Below are 20,478 nucleotides of genomic sequence, written 5' to 3'. Positions count from 1 at the left end.
CGATCAGCATCGTCAGCGCGCGCGCCGGCGGTGAGATCGCCCGCCTGCCGCTCGGCGAGGCCGCGAGCACGCGCGCCGGCTCACCCTATTGGGTGATACATCGCGCCGATTTGCAGGGAGCGCTGCAGGCAGAGGTTGAGGACCATCCCGACATCGAACTCCGCCTGGGCTGGCAGTTCGAGGATGTCGCCGACCATGCCAGGGGACTGACGGTGGCCGCGCGCTGCGGCGACGCGCGGCAGCATGAGCTGGCGGCGGCGCTGATCGGCGCCGACGGCATCTGGTCGTCCGTGCGCAGCCGCCTGTTCCCGGAACTGCATCCACGGTTTTCCGGCCTGATCGCCTGGCGCGGCACGCTCGATGCGAAGGCGCTGCCGCGCGAATACACCTCGCCGCGAGTGCAACTCTGGATGGGACCGAACGCGCATCTGGTCGCCTATCCGATTGCCGCGGCACGCCGGATCAATGTGGTCGCGATCGTGCCGGGAACCTGGAACCGGCCGGGCTGGAGCGAGGCCGGCAATGCCAACGAGATCAAGAACGCGTTCTCCGCGGATTGGCCCGCCACCGCGCAGATGCTGATCGGCGCGGTCGAGGAATGGCGGCGCTGGGCGCTGTTCACGATGCCGGAGGTCAGCGAATGGAGCGCGGGCGCGGTCGCCCTGCTCGGCGACGCCGTGCATGGGATGCTGCCCTTTGCCGCGCAAGGCGCGGGCATGGCGATCGAGGATGCCGCCGTGCTTGCCAATTGCCTCTCTGGCTGCACCGGCGAGGATATCTCCGGCATTCCCGCTGCGCTGAAGCGCTACACCAGGCTGCGCCGCGGGCGCGTCGATCGGGTACGGCGCACCGCGCAGCGACAGGGGCGCATCTATCACCTCACCGGACCGATGGCGCTCACGCGCGATCTCGTCATCCGGGCGATGGGCCCGCAGCGAATGCTGGCGCGGCAGGACTGGATCTATGATTGGCGGGCGTGAAGGCGGCTCACCGCGCTGACGAACGCGCTCCTCTGGCGGGCGCAGGCGGCGCCGGTGGCACGATCGGCGCCGGCGCCGCCACGATCGTCTCATGGCATTTGTTGCGCCGCCAGTTTTCCTCGGCGAGCTTCTGCTGGGCACGCACCGCGACGTAATCGTTGCGGTAGGCCACCTCCGACACAACGGCGCCGCCGACGCCGGTCTCCGCCTTCGACATCAGCCCCTGCAACTCCGCCGCGCGCGCCGCCAGCGTCGTGCGCTCGGTCTCGAGTTGCTTGCAATCGTAAAGATCGTATTTGGCGGGATCGACGAAGGCCGGGCTGAGCGTCTCGCCCATCTGGGCGCAACCGCAAAGCAGGCCGCCAAGTGCAAGCAGCGCGGCGGTCACGGCCGCGCGCGGCGGCAGGTGGCGGAAGGTGCGGATGGACATGGCGCCTTGGTAAACGGTTAAGTGTTGAGATTGGCTAAAGCAGCGGGAAATGTCGGGATTGAGGCTGGCGCGGGACGGCGGAGACCGCGCGGCGCGATCCGCAAGACTTCGCGCGCTGTCGCGTTCCGCGTTAAACTGTTGAAATAACATGTATTCGGCGACAATTATCCTGTTTCCACTTCGCCACCAAACGCGCTAGATATCCCTCTCCCGACGAACGCGGACGTGGCGGAATTGGTAGACGCAAGGGACTTAAAATCCCTCGATGGCAACGTCGTGTGGGTTCGAGTCCCACCGCCCGCACCAATCGAATCAGGCGCCTTTTGAATCCTTTGGCTACCCACGACGATACGACCAGCGCCGGCAAGTCAGCCAGCACAAGGCGGTCTGGACCCAGACCATAACCGATCAGGAATGAGGATATCATGATGCGCATTCTGGCTTTGGCTATCCTGACGGTCGTGATGCTCAGCAGGGCAACGCCTACCCAAGCTCAGACCTATGATCCGAACTATCCGGTCTGCCTGCAGGTCTACCAGGGCATGGTGGATTACTACTTCGAATGTCGCTACACCTCGATACCCCAGTGCCAGGCATCGGCCTCAGGCCGGGCGGCTCAGTGCGTGGTCAATCCTTACTATGCCAAGCCCGTTCCGCGCAAAAAGCGTCGCGCGAGCAAGTCGCGCTAGGCCGTGCACTTATAAACTTGGTGGCGTGACGCATCGACCCAAGAAGTGTAGATCTGAGCTGCAGAAGGACGCCGCCGAGAAGTATCGGGAGGAGGTGTATGCCAAATGGAAAGCCAGGAGATCACCCGTACACGGACATTGTCACACATGGCCGAGACGTCTACTCGTCCCGTGCCGCGGGCCTAGTCCGCGAAATCGCCAAGCTCTCTGACGATAAGGCACGACGCAAGCTCGCTGACCTTCTCTTCTCTGAGTACAACGAGTTCAGTCGCCCTGACGTCAACAAGCTTGAGACTGTGCTCACCGAGATGCGCAACAAGGCTCTCCAAGACGCACGCGAACGCGGTCTGTAGAGAATGATTAGTCACTCGCCTAGCCCAAGGTTCTTGAGCGAGAGACCATGATGAATCGGATCGCGTCACTGCGCGCACTCTCACAAGATAGTCCGAAACGACTCGACGCAAAGCGCAAGCTCAGCACGCTTTGATTGCTTGCGGGAGCACGAGAACGTTCGAGTTGCTACACGGCGACAACACGCTCGCGCACGCTCCCTCATCACGTTCCCGTCAGGTGTGGCTGGGTTCACATCAACGCTTGCCATCGAAAACTAGTCTTTGCGCGCCGACCGCAATCTTGCGGCTGTCAAATCTCAACGCGTATGGATTGGAGATGTGACGATGGCAAGTTCGGAGCAGGATCGGCTCGCGAAGACAGCCTGGATCGGCCGCGTAGCGATCATCATTGGTGCTCTGTTCTTATCCAGGCTGTTTCTCGTCGCGTTGTACGCCGCCTCGATGTCGCCAGGTACGGCACTCGGCGATTTCGCGACGATGACTGTGTTCCCGTAAATTTGGAGATTAGAGACCATCGCCGCGCGCAGCGGCCCGGAACATTCTCTCGCCGAAAATGTTGTGATGCAGCATTGGAGTGCGATGACATGGCGAAAGACTATCCAGGGGAACAACAGGCGGCGGAACAGCATCCGGAACCGCGCGAGCAGAAGCAAGAGACGCGCACGCCGGCTTCGCTGCCGGAACCCGCTCCGCCGCTCTTGAATGAAGGGCTGGAGCGCGTGCGCGAGAGTCACTGCTGAGTGAACACGAGCTACGCTTGAAATGAAAATGGCCGGGTCTGAGCCCGGCCATTTTGCTTTCCGTTCGATGAAGCGCCCTACTCGCTCTTGTCGATGTTCCAGAAGATCGGCGTCGCCGGGCCGTCGAGCACGCCGGTGAGCGATTTGCGCCAGCCAGCCGGGACAAGATACTGGCCGAGCGGAACGTACATCACCTGGTCATAGGCCTCCTTCTGGATCTCGGCGGCGATCTTCTTCTGCTCGTCCAGCGAGGCGGAACGGGCAAACTTGTCGCGCAGCTCTTCGATCTTGGCATCTTCTGCCCAGCCGAACCAACCGCCGTTCTTGCCGCGGCCGGTAATGGAAGCGTTGACGATGGGATTGGCAACGTCGGCCGCGACCCAGTTGGTGAAGAACATGTTCCAGCCGCCCTCCTTCGGCGGCTTCTGGCTGGCGCGGCGGGTCACCACCGTCTGCCAATCGGTGGCCTGCAGATCGACCTTGAAGCCGGCATCGCGCAGCAATTGCGCAGCGACGATCGGTTGAGCCTTCAGCGTGGTCACGTCGCCGGGCGCCATAACCACGACGGGCGTACCGTCATAGCCGGACTCGGCGAGCGCCTTCTTGGCTTCGGCCATGCCGTTGCCCTTCACCAGGGTCTCAGCACCGACTTCGGTCTCAAGTGGGGTTCCGCAACCAAAGAAGGCGCCGCAGACCTTCTGGTACTTTGCATTGCCGACCAACGCATCAAGCACGTCTTTCTGGTTCATCGCCAGGAACGCGGCGCGACGGACTTTCACATTATCGAATGGCGGATAAAGGAAGTTCATGCGTCCCAGCGTCTGAAAGCCAAACTTGTTCAAGACCTCGATCTTGAGATCCTTGTTAGGCTCCAGCACGGGAAGCATGTCGAAAGGCAGGTTCTCCATGAAATCGATGTCGCCGGACTGCAGCGCGTTCACCGCGGTCTGCGCGTCAGGCATGGTGATCCATTCGACGCGATCGACCTTCACCACCTTGCCGCCGGAGGTCCAGCTCGGCGCCTCCTTGCGCGGCACATAGTCCTTGAACTTCTCATAGACCGCCTTCACGCCCGGCTGGAATTCGGCCTGCACGAACTTGAATGGGCCGGAACCGATCTGCTCGGGGATCGCCTTGTCCGGCGGTGTCTCGGCGAGACGCTTCGGCATCATGAACGGCACGCGTGACGACGGCTTGCCGATCGCATCCAGCACTAGGCCGTAGGGCTCCTTCAGCTTCAGCGTGATGGTCTTGGCGTCGGTCGCGGTGAGGCTGGCGGTGAAGTCCATCAGCTTCTGGCCCATGCCGTCGACCTTGCCCCAGCGCTGCAGCGAGGCGACGCAATCTTCCGCCGTCACCGGCGTGCCGTCATGCCACTTCAATCCGTCGCGCAGCGTGAAAGTGTAAGTGAGCTTGTCGTCGGAGACCTTCCAGTCCGCCATCTGCGGCTGGATCTTGAAATTGGAGTCGGTCGCGAGCAGCGTGTCATAGACCATGTAGCCGTGATCGCGGGTGATGTAGGCCGTGGTCATGATCGGATCGATCACGCGCAAATCCGAATGCATCACCGCGGTGATGGTCTTGCCGGCCGCGAGCGCCTGCGCGCTCAGCGCCACCGAGAGCGCAACGATAGATAACGCTGACGTCAGCGCTCTGCGCTTCCAACTGGACGTTTGGAACATTCATGTCTCTCCTGACGTGAAACTGATCAATGCCGGCTTATTCGTTGTGCAATCGGTCCGTTATTTGTGCGGACTAACATGCTGCAAGACCTGCAGATTCAAGACTTGCACCAAGCGTGTATTGCGTCAATCCGGTTTTGGTCGAGATCGGATGTACACAAACGAATGATGCGGCTCGCCGCGTTTGACGCTACAACTTCGAAAGGCCGATTTCGATAATCGCGATCTGACTGCGTTACGCACCTGCAGCAACGAAGAGAGAGACCTCATGAATCCAGCCAATCTTCCCTTTGATTCCGAAGTGATGTTGCAGGGCCTGCGTAGCTGGGTGGAGTGCGAGAGTCCGACCTGGGACGCGGCGGCCGTCGAGCGCATGCTCGACGTTGCGGCGCGCGAGATGGCGATCATGGGTGCGACGATCGAGCGCATCGCCGGCCGCCAAGGCTTTGCAGGCTGCGTGCGCGCGCGCTTTCCCCATCCGAAGTTCGGCGAACCCGGCATCCTGATCGCGGGTCATCTCGACACGGTGCACCCGGTCGGCACCATCGAGAAGCTGAAGTGGCGGCGCGAAGGCAATAAATGCTTCGGGCCCGGCATCTTCGACATGAAGGGCGGCAATTATCTAACTTTGGAAGCAATCCGGCAGTTGACCCGCGCGTCGTTCACGACGCCCTTGCCGATCACTGTGCTGTTCACGCCGGACGAGGAAGTCGGCACGCCCTCGACGCGCGACATCATCGAGGCGGAAGCCGCGCGCAATAAATATGTGTTGGTGCCGGAGCCCGGCACCGCCGACAATGGCGTCGTCACCGGCCGCTATGCGATCGCGCGCTTCAACCTGGAGGCAACGGGACGGCCGAGCCACGCCGGCGCGACGCTTTCCTCCGGCCGTTCAGCGATCCGCGAGATGGCGCGGCAGATCCTCGCCATCGACGGCATGACCACGGAAGATTGCACCTTCTCGGTCGGCATCGTCCATGGCGGCCGATGGGTCAATTGTGTCGCCACCACCTGCACCGGCGAGGCACTCAGCATGGCCAAGCGCCAGGCCGATCTCGACCGCGGCGTCGAGCGCATGCTGGCGCTGTCGGGCACGTCGAATGATGTCACCTTCACGGTGACGCGCGGCGTCACCCGCCCGGTCTGGGAGCCGGATGCCGGCACCATGGCGCTTTACGAAAAGGCCCGCGCGCTTGCGGAAGGGATGGGCTTGAGGCTGCCCCATGGCAGCAAGGGCGGCGGCTCCGACGGCAATTTCACCGGAGCGATGGGCGTGCCGACGCTCGACGGACTCGGCGTGCGCGGTGCCGATGCACACACGCTCAATGAACATATCGAGGTCGACAGCCTTGCCGAGCGCGGCCGGCTGATGGCAGGGTTATTGGCGACCTTGCAGTGACACGTAGCCCGGGTGAAGCGAAAGCGTAACCCGGGGAAGCGAAGACCCGGATTGCGCTGCGCTCCATCCGGGCTACGCTACCTCCAAGCTGTGACGGGTCATTCCGGGGGCATCCCGGAATGACGGAGGTTTGAAGACGCATCGGCGCCCGATGGCACGGGAATTGCTGAAATGCTACGCTGGTGACGGAACTCAGGTTAACGGCCGACGTCACTCCTAATGACCCTAATCTGACGGATCGACATTGCTGGGATATCTGCTTCGCCGAATCCTTGCCGCTATTCCCGTGATGGGCGTGGTGGCGCTGTTCGTGTTCCTCTTGCTGCGGCTGACGCCGGGCGATCCTGCGGCGATCCTCGCCGGCGACAACGCAACGCCCGAGCAGCTCGAGCGCATCCGCACCTCGCTTGGATTGAACGAGCCGATCTATGTCCAGTTCGTGACCTGGATCGGAAAACTCCTGCACGGCGATCTCGGCGTATCCCTGATCTCGAACGTGCCGGTGCTGAAGATGATCGGCCAGCGCATCGAGCCCTCGATCTCGATCGCGCTCTCCACCATCGTGCTTTCGATCGTGGTGGCGGTGCCGCTCGGCGTGATCGCGGCCTGGCGGCACGGCACCTGGATCGATCGCTTCGTGATGGGACTGTCCGTGCTCGGCTTCTCCGTGCCGGTGTTCGTGATCGGCTACGTGCTGATCCAGATCTTCGCGATCGACCTGCGCTGGGTGCCGGTGCAGGGCTTCAAGAGCATTGCCGCAGGTTTCGGTCCGTTCTTCCAGCGCATCATCCTGCCGACCTGTGCTTTGTCCTTCATCTATGTCGCGCTGATCGCACGCATGACGCGCGCCTCAATGCTTGATGTGATGGGTGAGGATTACATCCGCACCGCACGCGCCAAGGGCATCGGCGAGATGGGCGTGCTGCTGCGGCATGGGCTGCGCAACGCGGCAGTGCCTGTCATCACCGTGATCGGCAGCGGCTTTGCGCTTTTGATCTCCGGCGTCGTCGTCACCGAGAGTGTGTTCAATCTGCCCGGCATCGGCCGCCTCACCGTCGATGCGGTGCTGGCGCGCGACTATCCGGTGATCCAGGCCATGATCCTGTTGACGTCAGGCATCTATGTCGCCGTCAACCTGCTGATCGACCTCGCCTATACCCTGCTTGATCCAAGGATCCGCTACTGATGGCGATCGATACCCTCCCCGAGCCGTCGCTCCCGATCACGACGCCGCTGCGGCCACGCTTCGGATTCCTGACCTCGACGCCGATCATGACGGTGGCGACGATCTGCCTGTCGCTGATCATCCTGATCGCGATCTTCGCGCCATTGCTGGCGCCGCACGACCCGGTGCAGCTCGCACCGGCGCTGCGGCTGAAGCCGGCCAGCGCCGAATTCCCGCTCGGAACCGACGCCTTTGGCCGCGATCTGTTGTCACGGATCATCTATGGCGGCCGGATCTCGCTTCTGATCGGCCTCGGCGCCGCCGTGTTCTCGATCAGCATCGGGCTCGTGATCGGTCTCGTCGCCGGCTTCTTCAAATGGGTCGACGCGGTGATGATGCGGATCATGGACGGCCTGATGGCGATCCCGAGCATCCTGCTCGCCATCGCCGTGGTCTCGCTGTCGGGCGCAAGCATCTGGACCGTGCTGGTGGCGATCACCATTCCCGAGGTGCCGCGGGTGGCGCGATTGGTGCGCTCGGTGGTGCTCACCGCGCGCGAGGAGCCCTATGTGGAAGCCGCGATCTCGCTCGGCTCCAGCCTGCCGAAGATCATGTGGCGCCATCTGATGCCGAATACGATCGCGCCCCTGATCGTGCAGGGCACCTATGTCTGCGCCTCCGCCGTGCTCACCGAAGCGATCCTGTCGTTCCTCGGCGCCGGTATCTCGCCGGAGACGCCGACCTGGGGCAACATCATGGCCGAAGGACGCGCCTATTTTCAGATCAAGCCGTCCCTGATCTTCTGGCCCGGCCTGTTGCTGTCGATCGCGATCCTCTCCGTGAACCTGATCGGCGACGCCGCGCGCGATGCGCTCGATCCGCGCATGAAGCAGCGGGGGAGCGGGAAGTGACGGCTTCAAAGCATTTGAAGCCGTCATTCCGGGGCGCGCGAAGCGCGAGCCCGGAATCCATCAGGCCACGAGCGCAAGCTGAGAAATGGATTCCGGGCTCACCCGCTTCGCGGGCGCCCCGGAATGACGAGAGAGTGAGTGCATGACCAACACCGTCCTCGACATCGACAATCTCGTCGTCGCCCTCGGTAAGAAGCCGGGCGCAAGCCGCATCATCGACGGCATCTCGCTACAGGTCCGCGAGCGTGAGACGCTGTGTCTGGTCGGCGAAAGCGGCTCCGGCAAATCGGTGACCTCGCTCACGGTGATGGGCCTGTTGCAGAAGGGCTCGCTGATCCCGACCGGCGGCAGCGTCAAGCTGGTGGGCGAGGAATTGCTCAGCGCGAGCGACCGGCGCTTGCGGCAATTGCGCGCCACAAGGATGGCGATGATCTTCCAGGAGCCGATGACGGCGCTCAATCCGGTGGTGCCGGTCGGCCGCCAGATCGACGAAGTGCTGCGCGTGCACACCGATCTCGACGCCCGCACGCGGCGGCAGAAGATCCTGGCGATGATGGAGCAGGTGCGGCTGCCGGATGTGGAGCGCATCTTCGCTTCCTATCCGCACCGGCTCTCCGGCGGACAGCGCCAGCGCATCATGATCGCGATGGCGCTGGTGCTGGAGCCAAAGCTTCTGATCGCGGACGAGCCGACCACCGCGCTCGACGTCACCACGCAGAAGCAGATCCTCACGCTGATCCGCGACCTGCAGCGCGACCATGGCACCGCGGTGCTGTTCATCACCCACGACATGGGCGTGGTCGCGGAGATCGCCGACCGCGTCGCGGTAATGCGTCACGGCCGGCTGGTCGAGAGCGGGCCGCTGGACGGCATCCTGCGCAATCCGTCGATGGAATATACCCGCAACTTGCTGGCCTCGGTGCCGAGCCTGGTGCCGCGGTCACCGCGCGAGGAGACCAGGGAGCCGGTGGTGCTGGAGGCCAACGAGCTCTGCAAGGTCTATCGCGAGCGCTCCTTCCTTGGCAAAGTCCGCGAGGTCGCGGCCGCCAAGGATGTCACGCTGACGCTGCGCAAGGGCCGCACGCTCGGCATCGTCGGCGAGAGCGGCTCAGGCAAATCGACAGTGGCGCGCTGCATCGTGCGCCTGATCGACCCGACCTCCGGTGGCGTGCGGCTGGTCGGCCGCGAAATCTCCGAACTGTCGCGGCGGCTGCTGCAGCCGCACCGCAAGAAAATCCAGATCATCTTCCAGGACCCCTATCGCTCGCTCAACCCGCGCGTCACCGTCGGCGAGTCGATCGCGGAAGGCCCGATCAATTACGGCATGCCGCACAAGCAGGCGCTGAGCAAAGCGCGCGAACTGCTCGAGCTGGTGCACCTGCCGGCGGACGCGATCTCGCGCTATCCGCACCAGTTCTCCGGCGGCCAGCGCCAGCGCATTGCGATTGCGCGCGCGCTCGCGCTCGACCCTGAGGTGCTGGTAGCGGACGAGGCGGTGTCCGCGCTCGACGTCTCCGTGCAGGCGCAGGTGCTGGATCTTCTGGATGAAATCCAGAAGCGGCTCGGCATTGCGCTGCTGTTCATCACCCACGATTTGCGCGTTGCGGCGCAAATCTGCGACGATGTCGTTGTGATGCAGCATGGCCGCGTCGTCGAACAGGGGCCGGCGGCGGAAGTGCTTACTCACCCGAAAGAGGCCTATACCAAGGCGCTACTTGATGCCGCACCCGGCCGCGGCTGGGATTTTGCCAATTTTCGGCCCGTGGCCGAGGCCGCGGAGTAGTCCCGCCCGTCATTGCGAGCGAAGCGAAGCAATCCATGCCGCCACTTGCGGGGACATGGATTGCTTCGTCGCTGCGCTCCTCGCAATGACGGCCTGGGCGCATGAGCCAATTCCCAACGCCCATGCGGCATGCAAATCCGGAATGCTTCGCCGCTTGCGCTGGCCGCAGCGACACGCTTAACGTCGCCCTTCACGAACCGAGAGACCTTGATCAATGACCCGCATCGCCGTCGGCGGCTTCCTGCACGAGACCAATACCTTTGCGCCGACCAAGGCGACCTATGATGATTTCGTGCATGGCGGCGGCTGGCCATCGATGGCGCATGGCGCCGACGTGCTGAAGGTGATGCGCAAGATCAATGTCGGGCTTGCCGGCTTCGTCGAGGCGGCCGAAGCCAATGGCTGGGAATTGATTCCGACGATCTCGTGCGGCGCAAGCCCGTCGGCGCATGTGACCGAAGATGCGTTCGAGCGCATCGTCAAGGAGATGGTCGACGGCATCGCCAATGCAGGTCCGCTCGACGCCGTCTATCTCGACCTGCACGGCGCGATGGTGACCGAGCACCTGGACGACGGTGAAGGCGAGATCCTGGCGCGCGTGCGCAAGGTGATCGGCAACGACCTGCCGCTGATCGCGAGCCTCGATCTGCACGCCAATGTCACGCCTGAAATGGTCGAGCATGCCGATGCGCTGATCGCCTACCGCACCTACCCTCACGTCGACATGGCCGACACCGGCCGCGCGTCCGCAAGACATCTCGCACTGCTGCTGAAGACCAGGCAGCGTTTCGCCAAGGCATTCCGGCAATTGCCGTTCCTGATCCCGATCAGTTGGCAATGCACCAACGACCAGCCGACCAGGGGCATCTACGAGAAGCTCGCTGCGATGGAGAGCGATGCGGTACCGACCCTGTCCTTTGCGCCGGGCTTTCCCGCGGCCGATTTTGAACATTGCGGGCCGAGCGTGTTCGCTTATGGCACGACACAGGCCGACGCCGATGCCGCCACCGACAAGCTTGTCGCATTGATCGCCGGTCATGAGGACGATTTCGACGGCCGCATCTATTCGCCCGACGACGGCGTGCGCCATGCGATGGCGTTGGCGAAGGCCGCGACCAGGCCGGTCATCATCGCCGACACCCAGGACAATCCCGGCGCCGGCGGCGACTCCGACACCACGGGCATGCTGCGGGCGCTGGTGCGCAACAATGCCACCCGCGCCGCAACCGGCGTGATCTACGATCCCCAGTCGGCAAAGGCCGCGCATGCCGCGGGCGTCGGCGCCACGGTAACGCTCGCGCTCGGCGGCAAGTCGGGCATTCCGGACGACGCGCCCTACAAGGAAACCTTTGTCGTCGAGCAGCTCTCGGATGGAAAGTTCGTGGCGCCCGGCCCCTATTACGGCGGCCGCGACATGGATATGGGACCATCGGCGTGCCTGCGCATCGGCGATGTCAGGGTGGTCGTCAGCTCGCACAAGGCGCAGCTCGCGGACCAGTCGATGTACCGCTATGTCGGCATCGAGCCGACCGAACAGGCGATCCTCGTCAACAAGAGCTCAGTGCATTTCCGCGCCGATTTCGAGCCGATCGCCGAGAAGCTCTTGATCTGCGCTGCCCCCGGCGCGATGCCGGCCGACACCGCGTCGCTGCCGTGGACCAAATTGCGGGCAGGGATCCGCATCAAGCCGAACGGCCCCGCCTTCGCGCCTGTCAACACATCACGTTCAACCGGATAAGGACCAAATGCCCACCATCGAACGCATCGAAGGCTTTGCCGACGAACTCACGGCGATCCGTCGGGATTTCCATGCCCATCCCGAGATCGGCTTCGAGGAGGTCCGCACCTCCGGCATCGTCGCCGAGAAGCTCGCGAGCTGGGGCATCGAGGTGCATCGGGGCCTCGGCGGCACCGGTGTGGTCGGCGTGCTCAAGGGCAAGGGCAACGGCGACAAGCGCATCGGCCTGCGTGCCGACATGGACGCGCTGCCGATGGAGGAAAACACCAACCTGAAATGGCGCTCGACCATTCCCGGCCGCTTCCATGGCTGCGGCCATGACGGCCACACCACCATGCTGCTCGGCAGTGCGCGCTATCTCGCCGAAACCCGCAACTTCGACGGCACCGTGCATTTCATCTTCCAGCCGGCCGAGGAAGGCCTTGGCGGCGCCCGCGCCATGATCAAGGACGGGCTGTTCGAAAAGTTCCCCTGCGACGAGATCTATGGCCTGCACAACGCGCCTGATCTGGACCACGGCGAGATCGCGGTCCTGCCGGGGCCGGCAATGGCCGGCGCGGATTTCTTCGACATCACCATCCAGGGCTACGGCGCGCATGGCGCGATGCCGGAGCGCTCCAAGGATGCCGTCGTGATCGCGATGACACTCGGCCAGGCGCTGCAGACCATCGTCAGCCGCAACGTCGATCCGCTGCAGGCGGCGGTACTGTCGATCACGCAAATCCACTCGGGCTCGGCCTACAACGTCATTCCCGGCGACGCGAAGCTGTGCGGCACCGTGCGCGCCTTCTCCGACGAGGTGCGCGCACTGATCCGCGAACGCATGCGCACGATCTGCGCCGGCATTGCCGCGACATTCCAGGTCGAGATCACCGTCGACATCCGCGACGGTTTCAGCGTGCTCGTCAACCAGGAAGAACAGTCGCGGGTGGTCGAGCAGGTCGCGCGCACCGTGGTCGATCCATCGAAGGTCATCACCCGCTCGCAGCCGAAGATGGGCAGCGAGGACTTTGCCGACATGATGATGGCGGTGCCCGGCGCCTATTTCTGGGTCGGCCATGACGGCTCGGTGCCGGTGCACAATCCCGGCTATGTCCTCGACGACAAGATTCTACCTGTTGGCGCCAGCATGTTCGCACGCATCATCGAGACTCGTTTGCCGGTAGGTGCCCATGCATAAACCAGCCCCCGAAGACGCCGTCACCTCGCTGCACGATCTTTCCGCGATCGACCTGATCGCGGGCTACCGCGCCAAGCAGTTCTCACCGCTTGAGGTGCTGGACGAGGTGATCGCGCATGTCGCGCAGTGGGAACCGCACATCAAGGCGCTCTATCTGTACGACCCGGAGGGCGCGCGCGCAGTGGCCAAGGCCTCGACCGACCGCTGGCAGGCTGGCGAGCCGATGGGTACGCTCGACGGCGTGCCTGTCACGATCAAGGACAATGTCGCCACCAAGGGCCAGCCGGTGCCGCTGGGCGCGGCCAGCGTCAAGCACGTGCCGGCCGAGAAAGACGCTCCGCCCGCCGCGCGCTTGCGCGAGGCGGGCGCGGTGATCTTCGCCAAGACCACGATGCCGGATTACGGCATGCTGTCCTCGGGACTCTCCTCGTTCCATCCCCTCACCCGCAATCCCTGGGACCTCAGCAAGAATCCAGGCGGCTCGAGCGCGGGCGCAGGTGCGGCCGCTGCAGCCGGCTACGGCCCACTGCATCTCGGCACCGACATCGGCGGCTCGGTGCGGCTGCCGGCGTGCTGGTGCGGCCTGGTTGCGCTGAAGCCGAGCCTCGGGCGCATCCCGATCGATCCGCCCTATCTCGGCCGCGTCGCTGGGCCCATGACCCGCATCGTCGATGACGCCGTGCTGATGATGAGCGTGCTGTCGCGACCGGACCGCCGCGACGGCATGAGCCTGCCGGCGCATGAGATCAACTGGAAGACGCTGGAGAAGTCGCCGCGCAAGATGCGCCTCGGCCTGATGCTCGATCTCGACGTCGGCCAGGCGCTCGAGAAGGAAGTGCGCGACGTCGTGGTGAAGGCGGCGAAAACCTTCGAATCCGCCGGCGCCGTCGTCACCGAGGTCGACGGCTTCTTCACGCGGCAAATGCTCGAGGGTCTCGACAATTTCTGGCGCGCGCGGATGTGGGACGATCTGTCGAAACTATCAGCGGAAGAGCGCGCAAAGGTGCTGCCCTATATCTACAAATGGGGCGAGGCCGGCGCGAAACTGTCGGGCGTGGACGTGATCCGCGGCTTCAACCAGACCATGGCGATCCGCGCTGCCGCAGCCAAACTGTTCTGCGATTTCGACTACATCATCTCGCCGGTCTCGCCGGTGGTGAACTTCGCGGCCGAACTTGCCGCACCGCTCAACGATCCCGACAAGCCGTTCGAGCACATCTGCTATACCGTGCCGTGGAATATGTCGGAGAACCCGGCGCTGTCGATCAACGGCGGCTACGACAAGAATGGCTTTCCGATCGGCGTGCAGATCATCGGCCGCCGCTTCGACGACATCGGCGTGCTCGGCATGGGCAAGGCCTTCGAGGCCCTGCGCGGCCCGCAACGGCCCTGGCCGCAGCCGCCGGCGAAATAATCCGCACACTCCATCATGGCCGGGCTTGTCCCGGCCATCCACGTCTATACGCTTGCGATGAAGCAAGAACGTGGATGCCCGGGTCAAGCCCGGGCATGACGATGGCTTTTGCCGCGACCCAACAATATAGAGAGGAAGGAAACAACCATGGCGTATGAGACGATCAAATACGAGGTCGCCGAGCAAATCCTCACGATCACGCTGAACCGCCCGGACAAGCTCAACGCCTTCAATGCGACGATGCAGCAGGAACTGATCGACGCCTTCGATGCCGCCGACAAGGACGACGGCATCCGCGCCATCATCGTCACCGGCGAGGGCCGCGCCTTCTGCGCCGGCGCCGACCTTTCCTCGGGCGCCAACACCTTCGATCGCGACGCGCGGCGCGGACCGGTGAAGCGGCTGGCGAGCGGCGCGGTCGACTATAGCGATCCCAATGTGCGCGACGGCGGCGGCCAGGTGACGCTGCGCATCTTCAAGAACCTCAAGCCGGTGATCGCCGCGGTGAACGGGCCTGCGGTCGGGATCGGCGTCACGATGCAGCTCGCGATGGATATCCGCATCGCGAGCGAGGCCGCGCGCTTCGGCTTCGTGTTCTCCCAGCGCGGCATCGTGCCCGAGGCGGCCTCGAGCTGGTTCCTGCCGCGCATCGTCGGCATCTCACAAGCGCTGGAGTGGTGCTACACCGGCCGCGTCTTCCCGGCGCAGGAGGCGCTTGCGGGCCGTCTCGTCAGCAAGGTGGTGCCGCCGGAAGAGCTGTTGCCGACCGCCCGCGCGCTGGCAAAGGAGATCGCCGCCAAGACCGCACCGGTCTCGGTGGCACTGATCCGCCAGATGATGTGGCGCATGCTTGGCGCCGACGATCCGATGGAAGCGCACAAGGTCGACAGCCGCGGCATCTACGCCCGCGGCCGTTCGGACGACGTCAAGGAAGGCGTCGTCTCGTTCCTGGAGAAACGCCCCGCGCAGTTCAAGAACAAGGTCTCGTCCGACATGCCCGACTATTTCCCGTGGTGGCAGGAGCGCGAATATAAGTGAGCACGCCTGCGACGACGCCGGCACAGGACGGCGTCGTCCTCCTGCACGGCATCAGCCGGACAGCCCGTTCGTTCCGCAAGATGGAAAGCGCGATCGCGCGTTCCGGATATGCGACGCTCAATCTCGATTACGCCAGCCGCCGCAAGGCGCTCGAGGCATTGGCCGCAGACATTCATCCCGATATCAAAACTTTCGCTAGCCGTCTCAGTGGCCAGATGCACGTCGTCTGCCACTCCATGGGTGGGCTGCTGACGCGCGTCTATCTCGCCAAACATCGGCCGCCAAATCTCGGTCGCGTGGTGATGCTGGGCACGCCCAATGGCGGCAGCGAGATTGCGGACCGCTTGAAGAACGTCGTGCTCTACCGCGCATTCTTCGGCCCCGCCGGACAGCAGCTCGGCACGCTGCGCGATGCCGCGACCATGGCGCTGTTGCCGCCGATCGAGTATCCGGTCGGCATCATCGCCGGGAAGCGCTCGATCTACCCGGTCGCCTCGGCCTTCCTGCCCCGTCCGCATGACGGACGTGTGTCGGTCGCGAACACGAAGCTCGACGGCATGACCGATCATATTGTCGTACGCACGTCGCATCCGTGGCTGGTGCGCAGTGACGAGGCGATCGCGCAGACGATCACGTTCCTGCGGGAAGGAAAGTTCACAGCGAATTCCTAAAGTGGGCAGCGATAACGTGCCACCTCGCTTTTTGATCCATGCCGATCGCGCATGGAGGCGAGCAGCACTTCCACTGCACTGCAAATCCGCAACGCGATATCGTCTGTGCGAACCCCGTCACTGAATCGGTGCCGATGCGACTTTGCCTGCGGATGCTTATCCTGGCACCCCTCGTCCTGGGCGGCTGTGCCGAACGGGAAGCCGAATGGGCGCGACGCGGCAGGGAAAGCCTGATCGGACTTAGTCAATCAAATATCCGGATGTGCGCGGGGCTGCCGACTGGAACCGCCAAGGACGGCACCGGCCAAATCTGGATGTATGAGCACGCCGCCAGCGCGCCCGGCGGAATCGCGCCGCCGGCCCTCACGATCCCGCCCGGGCTGAACATCGGCGGACAACCTCTGACCGGATATTGCCGCGTGCAACTCCGCTTCGTCGGCGGCAAGGTCGCGGAGGTGCAATATGCGGGGAATACCGACATCGGCGAGGCGCGAGACGCCGTCTGCGGCCAGATCGTGCGGGCGTGTCTCGGCTACGCGCAGGCGGGCAAGTGAGGCCAGTACCCGTCATCACCCGCGAAGGCGGGTGATCCAGTATTCCAGAGGCGGTTGAGATTCACCGAGAGATCGCGGCGTACTGGATGCCCCGCCTTCGCGGGGCATGACAGAGAAGAATCACCCCATCATCAACGCCACGCGGCCGATCGCCTTGCGTTCCAGCAACAGGCGCATCGCTTTCGCTACATCCTCCAATGGCAGACGGTGCGAGATGTTCGGGCGCACCTTGCCGGCTTCCGCCCATTCGGTCAGCGCCTTGATGCGCACCTCGCCCAACGCCGGATTGCGGCGCACGGCTTCGCCGGCACGGATGCCGAGCACGCTGGCGCCCTTGATCATCAACAGATTGGTGCGGGCAAGTCCGATGCCGCCGGTGAAGCCGATGACGAGCAGCCGCGCGCCCCAGTTGATGCAGCGCATCGAGTTCTCGAACACCTCGCCGCCGACCGGATCGAACACGACGTCGGCGCCGTTGCCATCCGTGATGCGTTTCACTGCATCGCGGAACGGCTCGCGCTCGTAGAGCACAAGATGGTCCGCTCCCCTCGCCTTCGCGATCGCAAGCTTCTCTTCGCTGGATGCGGCCGCGATCACGACGGCGCCGAGCAGCTTGCCGATCTCGACCGCGGCGAGGCCGACGCCGCCGCCGGCGCCATGCACCAGCAGCACCTCGCCGTGCCTGAGCTGGCCACGGTCGATCAGCGCGTGATAGGCCGTGCCATGCGCGGCGAGGAAGGTCGCTCCTTCAGCATAATCGAACGTCGACGGCATCCGCGTGAGCTGCGACGGCGCAGCCACCGCCTCGTCGCTGAAGGCGCCATGGCGCATCTTCACGATGACCTTGTCGCCAACCCTGACGTGACCTGCGTCATTCACCTCGACCACGTCGCCGGCGGCTTCCATGCCCGGCGTGAACGGCAATGGCGGCTTGAGCTGATACTCGCCCGCCGCCATCAGCACGTCGGGAAAGTTGATGCCCGCGGCGCGGATCGCGACGCGCACCTCGCCCGACTTCAATCGCGCCGGCGGAAATGTTTCCAGCCGCAGGCGCTCGGGCGGGCCGAGCTCGCGGCAGACGACGGCTTTCGGCATCAGGCTGCCCGCTCCTTCTTGCGCTCCAACGCCTCGCGGATCAGCGGCAAGCGGTCGTTGCCGAAATACATGTCGGTCTTGTCGATGAAGATGGTCGGCGAGCCAAAGCCGCCGCGCGCCATCACTTCGTCAGTGTTGGCCTTGAGCTGGTCCTTGATCGCCTGCTCACTGACGCCGGCGAAGAATTTTGCCGGATGGATGCCGACCTTGTTGCAGATCTCGGTCAGCACCGCATCCTGCGAAATGTCCTTGTCGTCGCCCCAATAGGCCTCGAACACCGCGCGCGCGAATGGCAGCATCTTGTCGTTGCCGAGCCAGATGCAGCCGCGCATCGCCTTGACGCTGTTCACGGGAAATACAGTCGGCGGCATCTTGATCGCAAGGCCAGCCGAGCGTGCCCAGTCGGAGAGGTCCTTCTTCATGTAGCGCGCCTTCAGCGGCACCGGCGTTTCACGCGAGGCATAGACGCTCGGATTGACGGTGTTGAAGATGCCGCCGACCAGGATCGGCCGCCAGGAGATCTCCGCGCCGAACTCCTTTGCCAGCGGCTGGATGTTGTGGAAGGCAAGATAGGTCCAGGGGCTGGAGCAGTCGAAGAAGAATTCGATCATGATGGCGTTTCCTGTTGTGATATCCCTTGTGTCCATTTTCGTCATTCCGGGATGCGCCGCAAGGCGCAGGCCCGCAATCCATTGATCCGCATGCGCCAACGGCGAAATGGATTCCGGGCTCGCGACTTCGTCGCGCCCCGGAATGACGGGTAGTTACTGCTTCCCCAACATCTCCTTGGCGCGCTGGCCGAACATGTTCTTGCGCGCGTCCTCGTCGAACGGTTCCTTGACGAACTTGCCGATCGCAAGCCCGCCCTGCACCTGCGGCCGGGCGCGCACCAGGGCGTACCAGCGCTTGATGTTCGGGTAGTCGTCGAGCGTAAAACCCTGCCCCTTGTGGGTCATGGTCCAGGGAAAGCAGGCGATGTCGGCGATCGAATAGTCGCCGGCGATATAGGCGCCGGTCTTGCCGAGCTGACGGTCGAGCACGCCATAGAGCCGCGCCGCCTCGTCGCGGTAGCGCTCGATCGCATAGGGGATCTTTTCGGCGGCGTAGAGCGCGAAATGGCCGTGCTGGCCGAGCATCGGCCCGAGCCCGCCCATCTGCCACATCACCCACTGGATGACCCCCGAGCGGCCGCGCATATCCGCGGGCAGGAAGCGGCCGGTCTTCTCCGCCAGGTAGATCAGGATCGCGCCGGTCTCGAACACCGAGAACGGCTCGCCGCCGTCGGCGGGCGCATGGTCGACGATCGCCGGAATCCGGTTGTTCGGGCTGATCGCCAGAAATTCCGGGCGAAACTGCTCGCCGGCGCGGATATTGACGGGGATGACCTGATAGGGAAGCCCGAGTTCCTCCAGCATGATCGAGATCTTCCAGCCGTTCGGCGTCGGCGCGTAGTGGAGGTCGATCATGGTTTCCCCAAAGGTCCCGTCATAAAGACGCTTGTTGTTCTGTACGCCGATCATAAGACATGGCAGACAGGCGCTCAATCCGAACCGAGGGAGGCCAGACATGCTGTTTCCGACCACGATCGCAGGCTCCTTGCCGAAACCGGAATGGCTGGCCGAACCCAACACGCTGTGGGCGCCCTGGAAGGCGCAAGGCGACGAGCTTGTGCGCGCCAAGCGCGACGCCACCCTGCTGGCGCTCAAGCTGCAGGAAGATGCCGGAATCGATCTCGTCACCGAGGGCGAGCAGGCGCGCCAGCATTTCGTCCACGGCTTCCTGGAAAAGGTCGAGGGTATCGATTTCGCCCACAAGGTTGAGATGGGCATCCGAAAGGACCGCTATAAGGCCATGGTGCCGCAGGTGGTCGCGCCGCTGCAGCTCAAGGGCCGTGTCCATGCCGATGAAGCCCGCGTCGCCCGCACCCACACGACGCGCAAGCTCAAATTCACCCTGCCCGGCCCGATGACCATCATCGACACCATCGCCGACAAATATTACGGCGACCGGGTCAAGATGGCCTTCGCCTTTGCCGAGCTCCTGAATGAAGAGGCGAAGGCGCTGCAAGCCGACGGCGTCGACATGATCCAGTTCGACGAGCCCGCCTTCAACGTCTACATGGACGAAGTCCGCGACTGGGGCATCAAGGCGCTGGAGCGCGCCGCAGAGGGGCTGACCTGCGAGACCGCTGTGCACATCTGCTACGGCTACGGCATCAAGGCCAACACCGACTGGAAGCAGACGCTGGGCAGCGAGTGGCGGCAATATGAGGAGACCTTTCCTGTGATCGACAAGAGCGCGATCCAGCAGGTCGCGATCGAATGCCGCAACTCCAAAGTGCCGATCGAGCTGCTCGCGCTGCTGCCGGGCAAGATCGTCCAGGCCGGCGTGATCGATGTCGCGAGCGACGTGGTCGAGACCGCGGAAGACGTGGTTGAGGTGATCGAGGCGGTCGCGAAGTTCGTGCCGAAGAGCAACATCGTCGCCACCACTAATTGCGGCATGGCGCCGATGCGGCGCGACATCGCGGAAGCCAAGCTGATGGCGCTCGGCGCGGGTGCAAAACTGGCGCGGCAGCGGCTCGGCTGATGTAGCCCCGTAGCCCGGGTGGAGCGCCAGCGTAACCCGGGACCGCTCGTAAACGCGGACGCGGCCG

Annotated in this window: 20 protein-coding genes and 1 tRNA gene; 16 read left to right on the top strand and 5 right to left on the bottom strand. The window is 64.0% G+C overall.

The window, feature by feature from the left end; translation table 11 throughout:
* On the top strand, positions 1-980 hold a 980-nt coding region (locus CWO89_RS21685; protein WP_130580778.1), incomplete at its 5' end, for an FAD-dependent monooxygenase.
* 7 nt (positions 981-987) lie between these two features.
* Here the strand turns inward: CWO89_RS21685 and CWO89_RS21680 are convergent.
* A complete protein-coding gene (locus CWO89_RS21680; RefSeq protein ID WP_130580777.1) occupies positions 988-1,410 on the bottom strand; it encodes a twin-arginine translocation pathway signal in 423 nt (140 codons plus the stop codon).
* Between the two features lie 219 nt (positions 1,411-1,629).
* Here CWO89_RS21680 and CWO89_RS21675 point away from each other — a divergent pair.
* The 4 genes from CWO89_RS21675 (at position 1,630) to CWO89_RS46020 (ending at position 3,192) form a co-directional block, all read left to right on the top strand.
* A tRNA-Leu gene (locus CWO89_RS21675) sits at positions 1,630-1,716 on the top strand.
* 119 nt (positions 1,717-1,835) lie between these two features.
* Positions 1,836-2,099 (top strand): DUF3551 domain-containing protein, encoded by a 264-nt coding sequence (locus CWO89_RS21670; RefSeq protein ID WP_394570176.1) that lies wholly within the window; start codon positions 1,836-1,838, stop codon positions 2,097-2,099.
* A gap of 677 nt (positions 2,100-2,776) precedes the next feature.
* Entirely contained in the window at positions 2,777-2,947 is a 171-nt protein-coding gene (locus tag CWO89_RS46025; protein ID WP_165421271.1) for a hypothetical protein, read from the top strand.
* Between the two features lie 89 nt (positions 2,948-3,036).
* On the top strand, positions 3,037-3,192 hold the full coding sequence (locus CWO89_RS46020; protein ID WP_165421270.1) for a hypothetical protein: 156 nt from the start codon (positions 3,037-3,039) through the stop codon (positions 3,190-3,192).
* Between the two features lie 77 nt (positions 3,193-3,269).
* Here the strand turns inward: CWO89_RS46020 and CWO89_RS21665 are convergent, their stop codons facing one another.
* On the bottom strand, positions 3,270-4,874 hold the full coding sequence (locus CWO89_RS21665) for an ABC transporter substrate-binding protein (RefSeq protein ID WP_130580776.1): 1,605 nt from the start codon (positions 4,872-4,874) through the stop codon (positions 3,270-3,272).
* A 268-nt stretch (positions 4,875-5,142) separates the two neighbouring features.
* On the opposite strand from CWO89_RS21665, the gene CWO89_RS21660 reads away from it, so the two are divergent.
* The 10 genes from CWO89_RS21660 (at position 5,143) to CWO89_RS21615 (ending at position 16,727) form a co-directional block, all read left to right on the top strand.
* Complete coding sequence (locus CWO89_RS21660) at positions 5,143-6,273, top strand: M20/M25/M40 family metallo-hydrolase (protein WP_130580775.1); 1,131 nt, start codon at positions 5,143-5,145, stop codon at positions 6,271-6,273.
* A gap of 244 nt (positions 6,274-6,517) precedes the next feature.
* Positions 6,518-7,459 carry an ABC transporter permease gene (locus CWO89_RS21655; protein WP_165421269.1) on the top strand — a complete coding sequence of 314 codons (942 nt, stop codon included), beginning with the start codon at positions 6,518-6,520 and terminating at the stop codon, positions 7,457-7,459.
* Complete coding sequence (locus tag CWO89_RS21650) at positions 7,459-8,349, top strand: ABC transporter permease (protein ID WP_130580774.1); 891 nt, start codon at positions 7,459-7,461, stop codon at positions 8,347-8,349. Before CWO89_RS21655 ends, CWO89_RS21650 begins: the two co-directional genes overlap by 1 nt.
* A 142-nt stretch (positions 8,350-8,491) precedes the next feature.
* Positions 8,492-10,132, top strand: a complete 1,641-nt coding sequence (locus tag CWO89_RS21645) for an ABC transporter ATP-binding protein (RefSeq protein WP_130580773.1) — start codon at positions 8,492-8,494, stop codon at positions 10,130-10,132.
* 214 nt (positions 10,133-10,346) lie between these two features.
* Positions 10,347-11,870 carry a M81 family metallopeptidase gene (locus CWO89_RS21640; RefSeq protein WP_130580772.1) on the top strand — a complete coding sequence of 508 codons (1,524 nt, stop codon included), beginning with the start codon at positions 10,347-10,349 and terminating at the stop codon, positions 11,868-11,870.
* Positions 11,871-11,877: 7 nt separating this feature from the next.
* On the top strand, positions 11,878-13,050 hold the full coding sequence (locus tag CWO89_RS21635) for a M20 aminoacylase family protein (RefSeq protein WP_130580771.1): 1,173 nt from the start codon (positions 11,878-11,880) through the stop codon (positions 13,048-13,050).
* Positions 13,043-14,464, top strand: a complete 1,422-nt coding sequence (locus CWO89_RS21630) for an amidase (RefSeq protein WP_130580770.1) — start codon at positions 13,043-13,045, stop codon at positions 14,462-14,464. Before CWO89_RS21635 ends, CWO89_RS21630 begins: the two co-directional genes overlap by 8 nt.
* Positions 14,465-14,611: 147 nt before the next feature.
* Positions 14,612-15,502: a crotonase/enoyl-CoA hydratase family protein gene (locus CWO89_RS21625; RefSeq protein ID WP_130580769.1), complete on the top strand. Its 891-nt coding sequence runs from the start codon at positions 14,612-14,614 to the stop codon at positions 15,500-15,502.
* Positions 15,499-16,173 carry an esterase/lipase family protein gene (locus CWO89_RS21620; protein ID WP_130580768.1) on the top strand — a complete coding sequence of 225 codons (675 nt, stop codon included), beginning with the start codon at positions 15,499-15,501 and terminating at the stop codon, positions 16,171-16,173. Before CWO89_RS21625 ends, CWO89_RS21620 begins: the two co-directional genes overlap by 4 nt.
* Positions 16,174-16,211: 38 nt before the next feature.
* Entirely contained in the window at positions 16,212-16,727 is a 516-nt protein-coding gene (locus CWO89_RS21615; RefSeq protein WP_130580767.1) for a hypothetical protein, read from the top strand.
* A gap of 120 nt (positions 16,728-16,847) precedes the next feature.
* Here CWO89_RS21615 and CWO89_RS21605 read toward each other — a convergent pair whose 3' ends face one another.
* The 3 genes from CWO89_RS21605 to CWO89_RS21595 form a co-directional block, all read right to left on the bottom strand.
* Positions 16,848-17,822, bottom strand: a complete 975-nt coding sequence (locus CWO89_RS21605; RefSeq protein WP_130580766.1) for an NADPH:quinone oxidoreductase family protein — start codon at positions 17,820-17,822, stop codon at positions 16,848-16,850.
* Positions 17,822-18,433, bottom strand: coding sequence for a 2-hydroxychromene-2-carboxylate isomerase (locus CWO89_RS21600; RefSeq protein ID WP_130580765.1), 612 nt, complete (start codon positions 18,431-18,433; stop codon positions 17,822-17,824). The genes CWO89_RS21605 and CWO89_RS21600 overlap by 1 nt, the downstream gene beginning before the upstream one ends.
* Positions 18,434-18,586: 153 nt before the next feature.
* Positions 18,587-19,288 carry a glutathione S-transferase N-terminal domain-containing protein gene (locus CWO89_RS21595; protein WP_130580779.1) on the bottom strand — a complete coding sequence of 234 codons (702 nt, stop codon included), beginning with the start codon at positions 19,286-19,288 and terminating at the stop codon, positions 18,587-18,589.
* 100 nt (positions 19,289-19,388) lie between these two features.
* Here CWO89_RS21595 and CWO89_RS21590 point away from each other — a divergent pair, with 100 nt between their 5' ends.
* On the top strand, positions 19,389-20,411 hold the full coding sequence (locus tag CWO89_RS21590; RefSeq protein ID WP_130580764.1) for a methionine synthase: 1,023 nt from the start codon (positions 19,389-19,391) through the stop codon (positions 20,409-20,411).
* Positions 20,412-20,478 lie beyond the last annotated feature (67 nt).

The organism is Bradyrhizobium sp. Leo170 (assembly GCF_004296405.1).
In the GTDB taxonomy this organism is placed as follows: domain Bacteria; phylum Pseudomonadota; class Alphaproteobacteria; order Rhizobiales; family Xanthobacteraceae; genus Bradyrhizobium.
This window is presented reverse-complemented; position numbering and strand designations above follow the sequence as displayed.

Coding starts and splice junctions, on each gene's coding strand:
- CWO89_RS21680 (WP_130580777.1), bottom strand. CDS start 1,410: ATGTCCATCCGCACCTTCCGCCACCTGCCGCCGCGCGCGGCCGTGACC.
- CWO89_RS21600 (WP_130580765.1), bottom strand. CDS start 18,433: ATGATCGAATTCTTCTTCGACTGCTCCAGCCCCTGGACCTATCTTGCC.
- CWO89_RS21595 (WP_130580779.1), bottom strand. CDS start 19,288: ATGATCGACCTCCACTACGCGCCGACGCCGAACGGCTGGAAGATCTCG.
- CWO89_RS21650 (WP_130580774.1), top strand. CDS start 7,459: ATGGCGATCGATACCCTCCCCGAGCCGTCGCTCCCGATCACGACGCCG.
- CWO89_RS21630 (WP_130580770.1), top strand. CDS start 13,043: ATGCATAAACCAGCCCCCGAAGACGCCGTCACCTCGCTGCACGATCTT.
- CWO89_RS21670 (WP_394570176.1), top strand. CDS start 1,836: ATGATGCGCATTCTGGCTTTGGCTATCCTGACGGTCGTGATGCTCAGC.
- CWO89_RS21590 (WP_130580764.1), top strand. CDS start 19,389: ATGCTGTTTCCGACCACGATCGCAGGCTCCTTGCCGAAACCGGAATGG.
- CWO89_RS46025 (WP_165421271.1), top strand. CDS start 2,777: ATGGCAAGTTCGGAGCAGGATCGGCTCGCGAAGACAGCCTGGATCGGC.
- CWO89_RS21645 (WP_130580773.1), top strand. CDS start 8,492: ATGACCAACACCGTCCTCGACATCGACAATCTCGTCGTCGCCCTCGGT.
- CWO89_RS21640 (WP_130580772.1), top strand. CDS start 10,347: ATGACCCGCATCGCCGTCGGCGGCTTCCTGCACGAGACCAATACCTTT.
- CWO89_RS21660 (WP_130580775.1), top strand. CDS start 5,143: ATGAATCCAGCCAATCTTCCCTTTGATTCCGAAGTGATGTTGCAGGGC.
- CWO89_RS21615 (WP_130580767.1), top strand. CDS start 16,212: ATGCCGATCGCGCATGGAGGCGAGCAGCACTTCCACTGCACTGCAAAT.
- CWO89_RS46020 (WP_165421270.1), top strand. CDS start 3,037: ATGGCGAAAGACTATCCAGGGGAACAACAGGCGGCGGAACAGCATCCG.
- CWO89_RS21625 (WP_130580769.1), top strand. CDS start 14,612: ATGGCGTATGAGACGATCAAATACGAGGTCGCCGAGCAAATCCTCACG.
- CWO89_RS21635 (WP_130580771.1), top strand. CDS start 11,878: ATGCCCACCATCGAACGCATCGAAGGCTTTGCCGACGAACTCACGGCG.
- CWO89_RS21605 (WP_130580766.1), bottom strand. CDS start 17,822: ATGCCGAAAGCCGTCGTCTGCCGCGAGCTCGGCCCGCCCGAGCGCCTG.
- CWO89_RS21665 (WP_130580776.1), bottom strand. CDS start 4,874: ATGTTCCAAACGTCCAGTTGGAAGCGCAGAGCGCTGACGTCAGCGTTA.